The 14,019-nt window shown below is 65.1% G+C and carries 15 protein-coding genes; 5 read left to right on the plus strand and 10 right to left on the minus strand.

What is annotated here, in order from left to right:
• Positions 1-29: 29 nt before the first annotated feature.
• Positions 30-686, minus strand: a complete 657-nt coding sequence (locus BUB39_RS22995) for a CPBP family glutamic-type intramembrane protease (RefSeq protein ID WP_073058404.1) — start codon at positions 684-686, stop codon at positions 30-32.
• Positions 687-769: 83 nt separating this feature from the next.
• Here BUB39_RS22995 and polA point away from each other — a divergent pair, with 83 nt between their 5' ends.
• The gene (gene polA / locus BUB39_RS23000; protein WP_073058405.1) at positions 770-3,772 is read left to right on the plus strand and encodes a DNA polymerase I; all 3,003 of its coding nucleotides are present in this window, start codon (positions 770-772) and stop codon (positions 3,770-3,772) included.
• On the opposite strand, the gene clcA is transcribed toward polA, so the two are convergent.
• Positions 3,769-5,094, minus strand: coding sequence for a H(+)/Cl(-) exchange transporter ClcA (gene clcA / locus BUB39_RS23005; protein WP_073058447.1), 1,326 nt, complete (start codon positions 5,092-5,094; stop codon positions 3,769-3,771). The genes polA and clcA overlap by 4 nt on opposite strands.
• A 110-nt stretch (positions 5,095-5,204) precedes the next feature.
• Here clcA and BUB39_RS23010 point away from each other — a divergent pair, with 110 nt between their 5' ends.
• The gene (locus BUB39_RS23010) at positions 5,205-5,672 is read left to right on the plus strand and encodes a hypothetical protein (RefSeq protein WP_139251598.1); all 468 of its coding nucleotides are present in this window, start codon (positions 5,205-5,207) and stop codon (positions 5,670-5,672) included.
• Positions 5,673-5,721: 49 nt separating this feature from the next.
• On the opposite strand, the gene BUB39_RS23015 is transcribed toward BUB39_RS23010, so the two are convergent.
• The 3 genes from BUB39_RS23015 to dps form a co-directional block, all read right to left on the minus strand.
• The gene (locus BUB39_RS23015) at positions 5,722-6,222 is read right to left on the minus strand and encodes a DUF992 domain-containing protein (protein WP_073058407.1); all 501 of its coding nucleotides are present in this window, start codon (positions 6,220-6,222) and stop codon (positions 5,722-5,724) included.
• 95 nt (positions 6,223-6,317) lie between these two features.
• Positions 6,318-6,779 (minus strand): hypothetical protein, encoded by a 462-nt coding sequence (locus BUB39_RS23020; protein WP_084527885.1) that lies wholly within the window; start codon positions 6,777-6,779, stop codon positions 6,318-6,320.
• Positions 6,772-7,260 carry a DNA starvation/stationary phase protection protein Dps gene (gene dps / locus BUB39_RS23025; RefSeq protein WP_073058408.1) on the minus strand — a complete coding sequence of 163 codons (489 nt, stop codon included), beginning with the start codon at positions 7,258-7,260 and terminating at the stop codon, positions 6,772-6,774. Before dps ends, BUB39_RS23020 begins: the two co-directional genes overlap by 8 nt.
• 213 nt (positions 7,261-7,473) lie before the next feature.
• Here dps and BUB39_RS23030 point away from each other — a divergent pair, with 213 nt between their 5' ends.
• A complete protein-coding gene (locus BUB39_RS23030; RefSeq protein ID WP_073058409.1) occupies positions 7,474-8,055 on the plus strand; it encodes an AAA family ATPase in 582 nt (193 codons plus the stop codon).
• Between the two features lie 128 nt (positions 8,056-8,183).
• The gene (locus BUB39_RS23035; protein ID WP_073058410.1) at positions 8,184-8,684 is read left to right on the plus strand and encodes a disulfide bond formation protein B; all 501 of its coding nucleotides are present in this window, start codon (positions 8,184-8,186) and stop codon (positions 8,682-8,684) included.
• A gap of 2 nt (positions 8,685-8,686) precedes the next feature.
• Here the strand turns inward: BUB39_RS23035 and BUB39_RS23040 are convergent, their stop codons facing one another.
• The 4 genes from BUB39_RS23040 to BUB39_RS23055 form a co-directional block, all read right to left on the minus strand.
• Positions 8,687-9,493, minus strand: coding sequence for a TrmH family RNA methyltransferase (locus tag BUB39_RS23040; protein ID WP_073058411.1), 807 nt, complete (start codon positions 9,491-9,493; stop codon positions 8,687-8,689).
• 32 nt (positions 9,494-9,525) lie between these two features.
• Positions 9,526-10,083 carry an HNH endonuclease gene (locus tag BUB39_RS23045; protein WP_073058412.1) on the minus strand — a complete coding sequence of 186 codons (558 nt, stop codon included), beginning with the start codon at positions 10,081-10,083 and terminating at the stop codon, positions 9,526-9,528.
• 111 nt (positions 10,084-10,194) lie between these two features.
• Positions 10,195-10,851, minus strand: coding sequence for an alpha/beta hydrolase (locus tag BUB39_RS23050; protein WP_073058413.1), 657 nt, complete (start codon positions 10,849-10,851; stop codon positions 10,195-10,197).
• A gap of 96 nt (positions 10,852-10,947) precedes the next feature.
• Positions 10,948-11,676 (minus strand): class I SAM-dependent methyltransferase, encoded by a 729-nt coding sequence (locus BUB39_RS23055; protein WP_073058414.1) that lies wholly within the window; start codon positions 11,674-11,676, stop codon positions 10,948-10,950.
• Positions 11,677-11,716: 40 nt separating this feature from the next.
• Between BUB39_RS23055 and gluQRS the strand changes: the two genes are divergently transcribed.
• Complete coding sequence (gene gluQRS / locus BUB39_RS23060; RefSeq protein ID WP_244540355.1) at positions 11,717-12,619, plus strand: tRNA glutamyl-Q(34) synthetase GluQRS; 903 nt, start codon at positions 11,717-11,719, stop codon at positions 12,617-12,619.
• Here the strand turns inward: gluQRS and BUB39_RS23065 are convergent.
• Positions 12,598-13,542: an AEC family transporter gene (locus BUB39_RS23065; RefSeq protein WP_073058415.1), complete on the minus strand. Its 945-nt coding sequence runs from the start codon at positions 13,540-13,542 to the stop codon at positions 12,598-12,600. The genes gluQRS and BUB39_RS23065 overlap by 22 nt on opposite strands.
• Positions 13,543-14,019: the final 477 nt, after the last annotated feature.

The raw sequence follows: 14,019 nt of genomic DNA on the forward strand, positions 1-14,019 counted from the left end.
ATCGACGCGGTTAATGAGGACTTAAACCTCTAGAGAAGCGTCCCCAGGGCATTGCCGGCCTGCAACGCGATGGCCGGCCAGAGGCTGCCTGAGACATGGCGGAGAATGCCAGCCAGCAGGCTGAGGAGCAGGATGCTGTAGAGCATCACCGGCTCCATCCCTGTTGTGCCCGCCACGAAGAAGCTCGGCAGGCGGAAGGCCAGCACGACAACGGCGGTCAGGGGGATCGATATCTTGGGACCGAACAGTTCGGTGAGCCGCGTCTGCAGGATGCCGTGGAAAAGCACCTCGTTGAGCAGGATCCCGCCGAGCATGAAGACATAGATCTCGGTCGGAAGCTGGGACAGCAGACCGCTCGGAGGACGTCCGAGGGCGACACGGAGGGCATGCCAGCCGAAGATCGCGATGAAAGTCGCCGCCGTGATCGCCAGCGCCCGCTGTCCGACCGGCAGGAGCCCGACCCATGCGAGGAGCTTCGGCTTCTGCCAGACCGCCCAGAGCGCGATCGCCCCGATCCACAATAGCATCGGATAGATCTGCCGCGCCCAGCCGTCGGACGGCGGCAGTTGCCGCAGCCAGAAGACCGAGCCGACCCAGACAAGGAATAGGCCCCCGAAAAGGCCCGCAAGCGGCAGGGCGGCGGCGAGCGGCTGGGGCGTTGGCAGGCTGCGGTTCGATTCGGTCATGTGCGAAGCTAATCCGGCCACGGGCGACCGGCAATCCGCTGTCGATATAGCCAAAGCCGCGTTCGGGAGGCATAGTCCGCCGCATGTCCGAACCGAGCACGACCACCCCCGCCGCCGCCCCTTCGCGCCCGATCGGGCCGGGAAGCCATGTCTTCCTGGTCGACGGCTCGTCCTACATTTTCCGCGCCTACCACGCGCTGCCGCCTTTGACGCGCAAATCGGACGGCCTGCCGGTCGGCGCTGTGGCCGGCTTCTCCAACATGCTGTGGAAGCTGCTGAAGGAAGCGAACGAGGTTGGCGTGCGGCCGACGCATCTCGCCGTGGTGCTCGATCATTCCGCGACGACGTTCCGCAACCAGATCTATGATCTCTACAAGGCGCAGCGCCCGGAGCCGCCAGAGGACCTGCGGCCGCAATTCGGCTTGATCCGCAAGGCGGTGCATGCGTTCAACGTCGCCTGCATCGAGCAGCAGGGCTTCGAGGCGGACGACCTGATCGCGACCTATACGGGGCAGGCGGTCGCCGCTGGCGCCGACGTCACGATCGTCGCCTCCGACAAGGACCTTATGCAGCTCATCCGGCCCGGTGTCCTCATGCTCGACACGATGAAGGGCAAGACGATCGGCCGCGACGAGGTGATCGAGAAGTTCGGCGTGCCTCCGGAGAAGGTCGTGGACGTGCAGTCGCTGGCCGGCGACAGCGTCGACAATGTTCCCGGCGTCCCGGGCATCGGCATCAAGACCGCCGCGCAGCTCATCGAGACCTATGGCAGCCTCGAGGCTCTTCTCGAGAACGCGGCAGATATCAAGCAGCCGAAGCGGCGCGAGGCGCTGATCAATTTCGCGGAGCAGGCGCGTATTTCGATGCGCCTCGTGACCCTCGACCAGAACGTTCCGCTCACGACCCCCATCGAAGAATTGGCCGTGCGCGCCATCGAAGGCGAGCGGCTGATCCGGTTCCTGAAGGCGATGGAGTTCACGACGCTGACTGGCCGCGTGGCCGCCGCGACCGGCGTCGAGCAGGCCTCGGTCGCGCCCGATGCGGAATTGTCCTCGCCGGCCGCTGCCGCCATGCTGTCGCAGTCGCTGTTCGGCGACCAGCAGAATCCCCCCCCAGTGGCGGAATCCGGAGCAGCCGACAACGTGGCAGTGTCCGTGGCGCGGCAGCCGAACGCAATCGACGGTCTTTCGCCGACCGGGCTGGTCGAGGCGCGGGCGCGCCAAGCCCGTGAGACACCCGTGGACCGGTCCGCCTATGAGACGGTTACGACCCTCGACCGCCTGATGGCCTGGGTGGGGGAGGCAATGGAGCGCGGCATCGTGGCCGTCGACACCGAGACGACCTCGCTCGACCCGATGCAGGCCGATCTGGTCGGCGTCTCGCTGGCGTTGGCGCCCGGCAAGGCCTGCTATATCCCCCTCGCCCATCGCGGCGACGGCGACGGCCTGTTCAATGAAGGCCTGCTCGACGGCCAGATTCCGATCCGCGACGCGCTTGCGGTCCTGAAGCCGATGCTGGAGGACCGATCGGTACTCAAGATCGCGCAGAACCTCAAATATGACTGGCTGATCCTCGCTCGCTACGGCATCGAGGTCGCGCCGTTTGACGACACGATGCTGATCTCCTACGTGCTCGATGCCGGGCGCGGCCCGCATGGCATGGACCCGCTTTCGGAGAAATGGCTCGGCCACACGCCGATCACGTTCGACGAGGTCACCGGCAAGGGCAAGGCCCGCATCACCTTCGACCGCGTGGCGATCGACCGGGCCACCCAATACGCCGCCGAGGATGCCGACGTCACGCTGCGGCTGTGGCTGGCGCTGAAGCCGCGCCTTGCCGCCGAGGGCATGGCGAATGTCTATGAGACGCTCGAACGGCCGATGGTGCCGGTTCTCTCGGCGATGGAGCGGCGTGGCATTTCAATCGACCGCAACATGCTCTCGCGCCTTTCTGGGGATTTTGCGCAAGCGGCCGCCGGGCTCGAAGCGGAAATCCATCAATTGGCCGGCCAACCGTTCAATATCGGCTCGCCCAAGCAGCTCGGCGACATCCTGTTTGGTGTCATGGGCCTACCCGGCGCGTCGAAGACGGCGACAGGCGCCTGGGCAACCGGCGCCAGCATCCTCGAAGACCTCGCCGAGCAGGGCTACGAGCTGCCGCAGCGGATTCTCGAATGGCGCCAGCTCACCAAGCTTCGCTCGACCTATACCGACGCGCTGCCCTCGTATCAGCATAAGGAAACCGAGCGCGTCCACACCTCCTATGCGCTCGCGGCGACGACGACCGGCCGTCTCTCCTCCTCCGAGCCCAACCTGCAAAACATCCCGGTGCGCACCGAGGCCGGCCGCAAGATCCGCAAGGCCTTCGTAGCCGCGCCGGGCACCAAGCTCGTCTCGGCCGACTATTCACAGATCGAGCTGCGCCTCTTGGCCGAGATCGCCGATATCCCGGCGCTGCGACAGGCCTTTCGCGACGGCCTCGACATTCATGCCCTGACCGCCTCGGAAATGTTCGGCGTGCCTGTCGAGGGCATGCCGTCAGAGGTGCGGAGGCGCGCCAAGGCCATCAATTTCGGCATCATCTACGGCATCTCGGCCTTCGGCCTTGCCAACCAGCTGGGGATCGGGCGCGAGGAAGCCGGCGCCTATATCAAGCGCTACTTCGAGCGCTTCCCCGGCATTCGCGCCTATATGGAAGAGACGAAGCGCATCTGCCGCGACAAGGGCTATGTCACCACTTTGTTCGGGCGGCGCTGTCACTATCCGGAAATCGCCTCGAAAAATGCGTCAGTTCGCGCCTTCAACGAGCGCGCCGCGATTAATGCGCGACTGCAGGGCAGCGCGGCCGACATCATCCGTCGCGCGATGATCCGTGTCGCACCGGCGCTTTCAGATGCGCGGCTCAATGCCCGTATGCTGCTCCAGGTGCATGACGAACTGATCTTCGAGGTGCCTGACGACGAGGTCGCACGGACGCTTCCCCTGGTCACCGCGATCATGGAGCGGGCACCGGAGCCGGCTGTTGCCCTTTCGGTCCCGCTGAAAGTCGACGCCCGCGCGGCCGACAATTGGGACGAGGCGCACTAGCGCTTGAGGGCCCCCGGCGGCGCCTTCTGCGCTCGTTCGCGCAGCGAATCATAGATCGGTGGCGATCCGGCCATGGCCGGCACCAGCATCGCGACAAAGGTCGCTATCAGCATCGGCACGAGTAGTGTCGTGCTGCCCGTCATCTCGACGGCAAGGATCAGCCCAGTCAGCGGCGAGCGCACAACGCCGGCAAAAAAAGCCGCCATGCCGACGAGAGCGAAGCCGCGCGGATCCAACCCCAGCGTCGGAAACAGCCCTGCAACCACCAGCCCCATCGCGAGGCCGAGTTCGGCGCCGATGACGAGCATGGGCGCGAACAGGCCGCCCGGCGTCCCCGCTGCATAGGAGATCGCGCCGAGCAGGAAACGCACCGCAAGCAAGAGAAGGACGATTCCGAGCGTGCCGCTGCCCGCAAGAGCCTGCGCGGTCAACGCGTCGCCGCCGCCGACAAGGCTGGGCGCCAAGAAGGCGAGTGCACCGACCGCCGCGCCGATCAGCGCAGCACGGGCCGGCACCGGCAGCGCCTTCATCGCGCCCACCGCGTCCATGGCGCCAAGGATGATGCGGTTGTAGGCGACGGCGACAAGGCCGGTCAGAATCCCGAAAACGACATAGAGCGGAAGACCTGCAAGCGGGACGGCGGCGACGGGCGCGATCGGAAAGTCTAGCTGGTCGCCGAGGATGACGCGCGCGACCCCGATCGCCGTTCCCGAGGCGGCGAGAGCGGCAATGGCGATTCGCGTCTCGAAGCGCCGAACCAGTTCTTCGAGTACGAAGATCGCGCCGGCCAGAGGCGCGTTGAAGGCTGTGGCGAGGCCGGCGCCGGCGCCGGCGGCCAGTAGCATGCGGCAGTCGTCCCAGTCGCAGCGGAACCATTTCCCGATCAGATGGGCCAGCGTCGCGCCCATCTGCACGCTTGGCCCCTCGCGCCCGAGCGCCAGACCGGAACCGATGGCGAGCCAGCCGCCAAAGAATTTTACTGGGATGAGGCGTAATGTTCCCTGCTCCGCCTGGCCGCGCAGGACCAGTTCGACATGCGGGATGCCGCTGCCTGATGCCTCGCGGGCAAAGCGCTGAACGAGAAACGCGGCCAGTGCCGCTGCCATGGCAACCATGAGCACAATGCCGAGGAAACCGAGGAGCGGAACGCCGTGAGCCGCAGCGATAACAGACCCGCGCAGCGTATCGGCCTTGTCCAGCCCGGCGCGGAACAGTGCTCCGAGCACTCCGGCCAACGCCCCGGCCAAAGGAGCAAGTAGCGCGATGGCGAAAAGACTGCCTTTCGGCTCGTCAGCACCGGCGCCGGTTTCAACCTCGTTCATGTTCGCCCCGACCGGGTTCAAGTGGTTCGCGATCATGCTTCGAAAAAGGATGGATCGAAACAGCGAGAGCGCGCTAAAGTGGAATGTGCAGCAACGGCACGCGGATCCGTATGTCGATCACCACAGAGCATAGCGGCTACCAGATTCTCTATGTCGAGGCGGACAATGCCTGGCGCTGTCCGCAGCTGGGACTTTCGGCCCCGTCGCTGTCCGCCCTTCGCCAGGAGATCGACGCTGCGGATGCGGTGACGCGACAGCTTAACATCCCCGCCTTCCTGCTCGATCACTCCGGCTTCTCGATCACGCCTGTGCTCGTCGTCAGGGCGGACCGTGACGGCGAGCATGTTTGGGTCATCAACAAGGTCGACGACCCGCGCAACGAGCGTCGCGAGAAAGTCAGCCTTCATCGGCTGGTCGAGGACACGATGGAGAATCGCCGGCTGCTGCTCGACTGGCGCGATGCTTCGCGGGCGGTCTATGAGGAAGGCCAGCGCGTGTCGCAGCGTCGTGACGCCATTCCGCGCATGGACGCGCTGATCCTTGGGCCGGCAATGGGAAGCCGCGACAAGGTCAGCTAGGCGCGAGGGAGGCCAGCGGGAGCCCCGCCAGCCTCATTCTCTCGAAGCTCTATTGGGCCGGAGCCGGAGCCGAGGCCAGCGTCACGGTGGTCACGCCGGCGGCGAGGTTGAAGCCCTGCTCGCCTTCAACGGCGAAGGGCTGCAGAGCAATCGACTTGTCGTTGCCGCCGACTAGCACATTGGCGCCGAGACCTTTGACGATCGCGACATCCGCACCCGCACCAGCAAAGTCGCCCGCGAGCGTGCCGGGGCCGGGGACCGTGTTGGTCGCGGTGATCACGCCCCAGATCAGGACGCCCTGCTTCACTTCACCAAGGGCGAGGCCATATTCGGCGATCTTGCCGGTGTAGTAATCCTTGGCGGAACCGTCCTGCGGAGTGAAGACGCACTTCATCGTCTGCTTCTCGACGACGAAGAAGCCGACGCCGGATGAAACATCGCATTCAAGCTTGCCGACAGCGGCCTGCTGGGCCAACGCCGGCGTTGCAGCCGCGAGGACGAGCGGCGCGACGACCAAGGCCGCAGCCAGGGCGAAACGGGATGCAGACATTCTGGGTCTCCTTCTGCGAGGGAATTTGCGAATCACGGCATCGCCGACACGCGCAAGCTAGCAAAGTTCAGCAACACCCGCGAAGGGAGCGCTGCTCAGCGCTCGTTGGCAGGCCCGACCCGCTGCATCATGGAGAACAGGAAGGCAACCGTCAGGCCAAACAGCATGACGCCGACCAGCGCCTCCAGCGCGCCAAGCATCTGCCAATGCGGCGCCAGGAACAGGGCGTCGTGGCCAAAGCTGGTCTGCGCCTCCATGGAGAACAGCATTGCGGTGCGCGGATCCGGAAGCGCGCCGAGCCCGACATAGGCGATCGCCCAAAACATAGCCTCGGCCGCGTGCAGCAGCACGGCCAGCAGCACGGCCGTGCTCATCACCAGGATGAAGCCGAGCTGAGGCCGTGCGGCGAACCAGGGTCGCCGCGCGGCGCGGACCAGACGGCGATCGAAGATGCCGAGCCAGATGACATGGGCAACGAGGGTCGTCACGGTTAGCGGCACGCCCCAGACCCAATCGACGCTCCAGGCGCTGATATCGGCGATGGCGCCGTTATTCACGATGCGATTCGAGGAACCACAGCGCCTTGTCGAGCGAGCGCGAGGCAGCGGTGAAGATATCGGCGGTGTCGGCGTCACCGGCCTCGTCCGACGTATCGATCGCGCTGCGTACCGCATTGGCAGTGGCGGCATAGCGTTCGATCAGCGCATCGAGATGATCCGGGATCTTGCTGATATTGGTCGGATAGGGCTTCAGCGTCGTAGCTTCGGCGACGACCTGCGAGGTTCCGAGCGCGATGCCACCGAGCTGGGCGACGCGTTCGGCGATCGTGTCCGTGTGGACGTCGAGATCGGCGCGGAACGTATCCAGCATCTCGTGGATGGCGATGAACTGGATGCCCTTGAGGTTCCAGTGCGCCTGCTTGGTGAGGAGGGAGAGATCGATCGCGTCCGCAAGACGGGCGTTGAGAAGTTCGATCATCGCCGACTTGGTGTTGGAAGCGAGGTCGATGCGCGAAGAGAGTTTGGCCACGGCGATCATCCTTCTGTTGACTTGGGGGAAGCGGCGCGAAGGGCGCGCGAATGTCATAGGCGAACGGACGCCCTCGGTCCATGTTCGACCGCAACGCCCAAGCTCGTGTAACGGCCACGCGCAGCATCCGTTCCGCGCGGCGGCTCGCCGCAGTCCATCTGCGGATGGCTGGACAGCGGCGCCTCCGGAGCCGAAAGTCACGCCGTAGACAAGGAGCATCCGATGACGAAAGTAGAGCTGCCGCCCGATCCCTGGCAGCGCACGACGACCGAACACGGCTTTGCCGCCGACGAGGTGATCTCTGCCCTGCAGAAGTCGCTGCGTCGCGGCCTGCTCGACAACGCGCTGTTGCTCGGATGGGAGATGTTCCTGACGAGCCCCGAAATGGAGGAAAAGCTCTGGTCGCGGCTTTGCGTCATCTCGGTCGAGGACGTTGGCTTCGGCAACCGCGATGCACCCGTCATCGTCGAGACGCTCTATCAGATGCATCATCGGTACCCGCGGCCGGTCGGTGATCGCTTCCTCTTCGCGGCCCATGCCATCCGCCTGATCGCGACCAGCCCGAAGGAGCGTTCTTCGGACGATATGGTCAACTGGGCGATGCGCGGCACGGCGCTCGGCGAGCTGAAGCCCGAGATCATCGATCCGGCGCTTGATATGCATACACTCCGGGGACAGGAGATGGGCCGCGACTACCTCTATTTCATGCAAGAAGCATCTAAGGTTTCGCCGGAGAGCCCTGAGAAGGAGCCGAAATATCGCGCGTGGATCCTCGCTGCGTTGGCCGACGGCAGACTGACCTGAGCGACACGCTGTTGTGACCGCCGGCGCGTCGACAGCGTCACCGCCGGCGGCTAGAAGCGGCGGGCACTGCCCGAGGCGGATGATCCGCCTTGGACGCGCCCGAATACAAAACCGACCTGGACCCCAGAATGGCCGACGGCAAACGTCTCTTCTACGCAGGAATAGCCTTTCTCGTCGGCCTTGCCGCCATCGCGGGCGCCTGGGCATTCCAGCTGATCGGCGGCTATGTGCCCTGCAAGCTCTGCCTCGAGCAGCGCGTTCCCTATTATGTCGGCCTGCCGCTGATCGCGATCGCAATCCTCCTGATGATCCGCGATACGCAGATGGCGCTGGCACGAACGCTGATGCTTCTCGCCGGACTCGCCTTCCTGATCGGCCTTGGTCTCGGCGTCTACCATGCAGGCGTCGAATGGCATTATTGGCTCGGGCCGGCAGATTGCGGCGGCGGCGTTGCCACGACCGGCAATGCCGGCGATCTCCTCGCCCAGATCGGCCACACCAAGGTGGTGAGCTGCACCGATGCGGCCTGGCGGCTGTTCGGGCTGTCCTTCGCCGGCTGGAACGCCGTCGTATCGGCGCTCGTCGCCCTCCTCGCCTTCACCGCAGCGCTCGGCTCGGCCCGCCGCTGAGGTCAGCCGCGGCCCGCCGTCAGGTGATGCAGCACGATGCCGCTCGTCGTCGCGACATTGAGCGAATCGACGCCCGCGGCCATGCGGATACGCACGTTTTCGGCCCGTTCCATCAGGGACTGCGCGAGCCCGGGGCCCTCCGCGCCCAGCACCAGCGCGACGCGTCCGCCGCGCGGCACTTCATGCAGATCCGTAACGCCTGAAGGAGACAGCGCCAGCACGCGGAAACCGGCAGCCACCAGCAGCGCCGGCATGTCATCGCCCCGGGCCAGCCGCGCGAAAGGCAGCGTCAGGCTCGTGCCGACTGAGACGCGGATCGCCTTGCGATAAAGCGGATCGCAGCAATCCGCATCCAACACGACGCCTGTCGCGCCAAAGGCCGCCGCATTGCGGAAGATGCCGCCCATATTGTCGTGATTGGCAATCGCCGAGAGGGCCACGATGACGGCGTCGGCGGGCGCGTCTTCCAGCAAGCGTTCAACCTCGAGCGCGGGCGCGGCGATGCCATGCGCAAGGATGCCGCGATGGAGAGGAAAGCCCGCTACGGCGCTGATCACCGCCTGCGTCGCGGCATAGACAGGCACGTCGGGCGGAAGCTGCTCCAAGAGCGGCGCGAGGCTCTCGATGCGCTTGGCGTCGATCAGCAGAGACGCCGCCCGGTGGCGGGTCGAGCGGACCAGCATCGCCAGCACCACCTCGCCTTCAGCAATGAACTGGCCCTGCCTGCCGACGAGATCGCGCTCGCGAATATCGCAATAGGCCGCGATGCGCGGATCGGCAGGATCGTCGATGAGGATGGCAGCGACCATGGACGCGGGCTCGGCCCACTGTCAGGCAGGCGCTACGGATCGAGTTCGGTATCCCAATAGAGATAGTCGAGCCAGCTGTCGTGCAGATAGTTCGGCGGGAAGGCGCGGCCGTTATTGTGCAGGTCCGACACCGAGGGCTGGAATGGCATTTGGTGCGGCCACATATGGGCGTCGGCCGGATGCAGGCTGCCCTTCCTCAAATTGCAGGGCGAGCAGGCCGCAACGACATTTTCCCACGTCGTCTGGCCGCCGCGGGAGCGGGGAATGACATGGTCGAAGGTCAGATCCTCGCGGGCGCCGCAGTATTGGCACTGGAAACGATCGCGCAGGAACACGTTGAACCGCGTGAACGCCGGATTGCGAGCCGGCTTCACATAGTTCTTCAGGCAGACGACGCTTGGCAGCCGCATATGGAAGGACGGGCTGCGCACCGCGACATCATATTCGGAGACGATGGTGACCCGATCGAGGAACACCGCCTTGATCGTGTCCTGCCAGGACCAGAGCGAGAGCGGGTAATAGCTCAGCGGCCGATAATCGGCATTGAGCACGAGGGCGGGATTTGCACCAGCAGGCAACGCTATCGTCAAGACTGGCTTCTCCGGTGAGCAGCGCCGAACCTCGAGATAAGTCCGATTAATCTATAGGCTGTGTGTCACCCTTGTGAAGCCATTGCAGCGTCGCGCCCGGTCACCTGCCGATCAAACTGAGACGCTCGCGAAAGCCTGTCGCAGAAATGCCGCGCCGGCCTTGAGACCGGCCGCGTCGATGCCATGGCCCAGCCCCGGCCGCTCGATGGTTTCGACGACGAAACCCGCGCCGCGCAGGGCGGCGGCGGTCTCCGCCATCGCCGCGACGGGAATCACTTCGTCGAGCGCGCCATGCACGAGCAGGACGGGCGCCCTGCTGACCGTCTCGGCAGCCAGCCGCTCGACGCCGGCGATGCGTCCGGAATAGCCGATGATCGCGGCCGGCGGCTGTGCCCGGCGCGGCCCAACCTGCAGGGCCATCATCGTGCCCTGGCTGAAGCCGACGATCGCGAGATCCGAATCGACCAGACCATGACGCGCCAGTTCGGCGTCGATGAAGGCATCGAGCTTTGGCGCGCCGGCCGCGGCGCCCTGCCAATATTCATGCGGATCGCGCACCGTCAGGCGGAACCACTGATAGCGGGTGGCATCCCAATCGCAGGGATCAGGCGCATTCGGCGCCGCAAACGCCACGTCGGGAAAGAGCGGCGCCCAATGACGGCCGATATCGATGAGATCCGCCCCATCCGCACCGACGCCATGCAACAAAACGACAAGCTTCGTGGCCGGACGGCCGGAGAGGGGTTCGATACGGGGACCGTCGAGCATGTCATGGGTTCCGGAACGGGAGGCGAATCGTTCGCCATGCTAGCAATGCTGCCGCAGCATCCGCCATGACCGCGTCATCAGCCCGTCGAAGAGCCGTCATCGCGAGGCAGCGATGAGCAGGAACATCGGCCGGTCGCGTTCCTCCTCAAGTTCGGGATACGCCGCGATCTGCACCTCTGTCGGGCAAAACTCCTCGACATGATCGATACGGAAGCCGGTGGCGATCAGGAGGTTCAGCGTCGTGCCGAGCGTACGATGATGTTTGACGACCCCGTCTGCCAGCCAGTTCGTCGTCCTGGGTCCCTCGATCAGATAGCGGTCCACCGGCCAGATCCGCCGTCCCTCGCCGTCAATCGTAAAGGCGGGTTGCGAGGGCGCCATGTAGATCGGGTGCTCGGTCGAGAAGACGAAGCGACCACCGGGCTTGAGGCCCTGGTGAACAGCGCCGAGCAGTCGAGCGGCATCCTCAACATAATGCAGCGCCAGCGAGGAATAGACGAGATCGAAAGACGACGCCGGCAGTTCGAGCGTATCAAGATCGCCCCGTTGATATCGGATGCGCGGATCGCCTCCCATGGCTCGTGCCCGATCCAGCATCCGCTCGGACAGATCGATCCCCAGCACGGAGCGCGGAGCCTCGCTGGCGGCAAAGCGGCAGAACCAGCCATAGCCACAGCCAAGATCAACGATATCAAGGCCGGCGAGCGGCGGCAGCATCGCCCGCATCGCCGGCCACTCGGTCGCGCCATCCAGCCCCTCGACGGAACGGGACAGCTTGCTGTAGCCCTCGAAGAAGGCGGATTGATCGTAGATATTCTGTGCCATAGCGCTGGAAGCTCCTCTTCCTGCCGAGATAGAACCGGCCATGGACGGTGACAACGGCCCGCGCATGAGAACTTTCCGCTTCGCCCCAAGCCCAAACGGGCCGCTGCATCTCGGACATGCCTATTCGGCGCTGCTCAATGCCGATCTCGCCGCGTCCTGCGGCGGCCGCCTGCTCGTGCGCATGGAGGACATCGACCAGGAGCGCTGCCAACCGGCCTATGAGGCAGCGATTCTCGCCGATCTCGACCGGCTCGGCCTCGCTTATGAGCGCCCCGTGCGCCGGCAATCGGAACATTTCGATGACTATCGCGCTGCGCTGGCAAGGCTCGAGAGCATGGGTCTCGTCTATCCCGCTTTCCTGACCCGCGCGGAGATTCGCGCCCGCACGACCAAACTGGATTGGCCGCGCGACCCGGACGGCGCACCGCTCTATCCGAGTGATGATCGCGCGCTGCCGCGCGCCGAGGCCGTGGCTCGGATGGCGTCCGGCGTCCCCTATGCGCTTCGTCTCAGGATGGATGAAGCCATCTCCCGAACCGGCACGCTCCATTTCGAGGAGACAGGCGCCGGTCCAGATGGCGAAAGCGGCCATCTCACCGCCGAACCGGAACGCTGGGGCGATGTCATCCTGGCGCGGAAGGATACGCCGACCAGCTATCACCTGTCCGTCGTGGTCGACGACGCCCTGCAGGGCGTCACCGACGTGGTGCGCGGCTCCGATCTCTTCGAGGCCACCAGCGTCCATCGCCTGTTGCAAGCGCTGCTCGGCCTGGATGCCCCGCGCTATCATCACCATCGGCTTATCCGCGATGCTGAGGGTCGGAAGCTCTCGAAATCGGATGGCGATACCGGCCTCTCCGCCCTGATGGCCGCGGGCGCGGGCCCGGACGAGATCCGCCACCGCGTCGGCCTGCCGACGGTTCAGCCAACGCCGAGCACGTAGAGCCAGACCGTGATCGTGAACAGGCTAATCAGGGTCGAGAGCGACACAGCGCTCGCTGCGCTCGCAACACCGGCGCGATAGTGGCTCGCCATGAGATAGGCGTTGACGCCGCACGGCATCGCGGCAAAGACCACCGCCACGCCCGCCCAGACCGGGGGCATCGGCAGCATGCGCGTCAGTCCGAACACCAGCAACGGATGCACCACGAGCTTGAGCGTGCTGATGGTGAGCGAGGCGGCAAGATCGCCGGCAAAACCGTAGCGCCTGAGCGCCAGCCCCATCGACACCAGCGCGCACGGCACCGAGGAAGCGGCGACCATGCCGACGACCTGGCCCGACACGCCCGTCGCCTGAAAACCCGTCAACTTGGCGATGGCCCCGGCATAGATGCCGATCAGAATCGGGTTGCGCGCTAAGGCCTTGCCGAGTCGGATGAGAGTGGCGCGGGAGACCCCTGACTCGGCGCCTTCGGCCAGGATCGTCGCCGCCGTCGTCATGATCGGCAGATGAATGGCGATCAGAAGGAACAGCGGCACCGCACCTTCTTCGCCGAACGCCTTCAGGATGATCGGCACGCCGACGAAGACGGTGTTGGCCTGCGCGCCGGTGAACCCCTGCATCACGGCTTCGAGATGGCTGCGACGGAAGATCTTCACCGCCAGCAGGAAGCCGAGGCCAAACACGAGGAAGGCGCCGGTAAAATAGGCGATCCAATAGCCCCAGGGCTGCCCACCCTCGGGCAACTTGGCCTCAGACAGCGTCTTGAAGATGAGTACGGGAACGGCAAGACCGAAGACATACTCCGAGAGGCCGTCGGCGGCACGTTCGCCGAGATGCTTGGTCCAGCCGGCGACATAGCCGACGCCGATCAGCGCAAAGATCGGCAGCACGATGAAAGCGATGTCGGCAAGCCGCGCGATCATGGCGAGCGATCAGGGCGAGGCGGCTGGAAGGACAGGAGAGAGCGAGAGGGCATGTGCGATTCCGCGGGTACCAGCGACCATAGACCTGAGTTCGGCTGGTCGTGAACCGCCCCGCGCAGCGCCATCGACGTTTTCCGCAGCGGCGCGTCTCCATGGCATGAGAAGCGCGGCCGCCCGACGAGCCCGGGCGGTCACATCGGCGATGTGTGGTGGAAGTGGCAGACGCCCCGGACTCAAAAAAGGTTTGTCTACCAAGCGGCCGAATGTCCCGATCCCTGTTTTTGCATTTAGATACAGCATCTTAGCACTTTGTGGTCGCTGGCGACGACAAACGTCCTCATCGGCCAGGTGCAGCATAGGCGCAGGGAGAGGGAGTGCCATTGGCGGCAGATGGCCCCATATTCACGCTTCGCTGCTGTATTTATCCAAGTTGATCTCAACGCTGCGGCTCGAGTTGGACACTAGATCCGCTCTGTT

This window comes from Kaistia soli DSM 19436 (assembly GCF_900129325.1).
GTDB lineage: Bacteria > Pseudomonadota > Alphaproteobacteria > Rhizobiales > Kaistiaceae > Kaistia > Kaistia soli.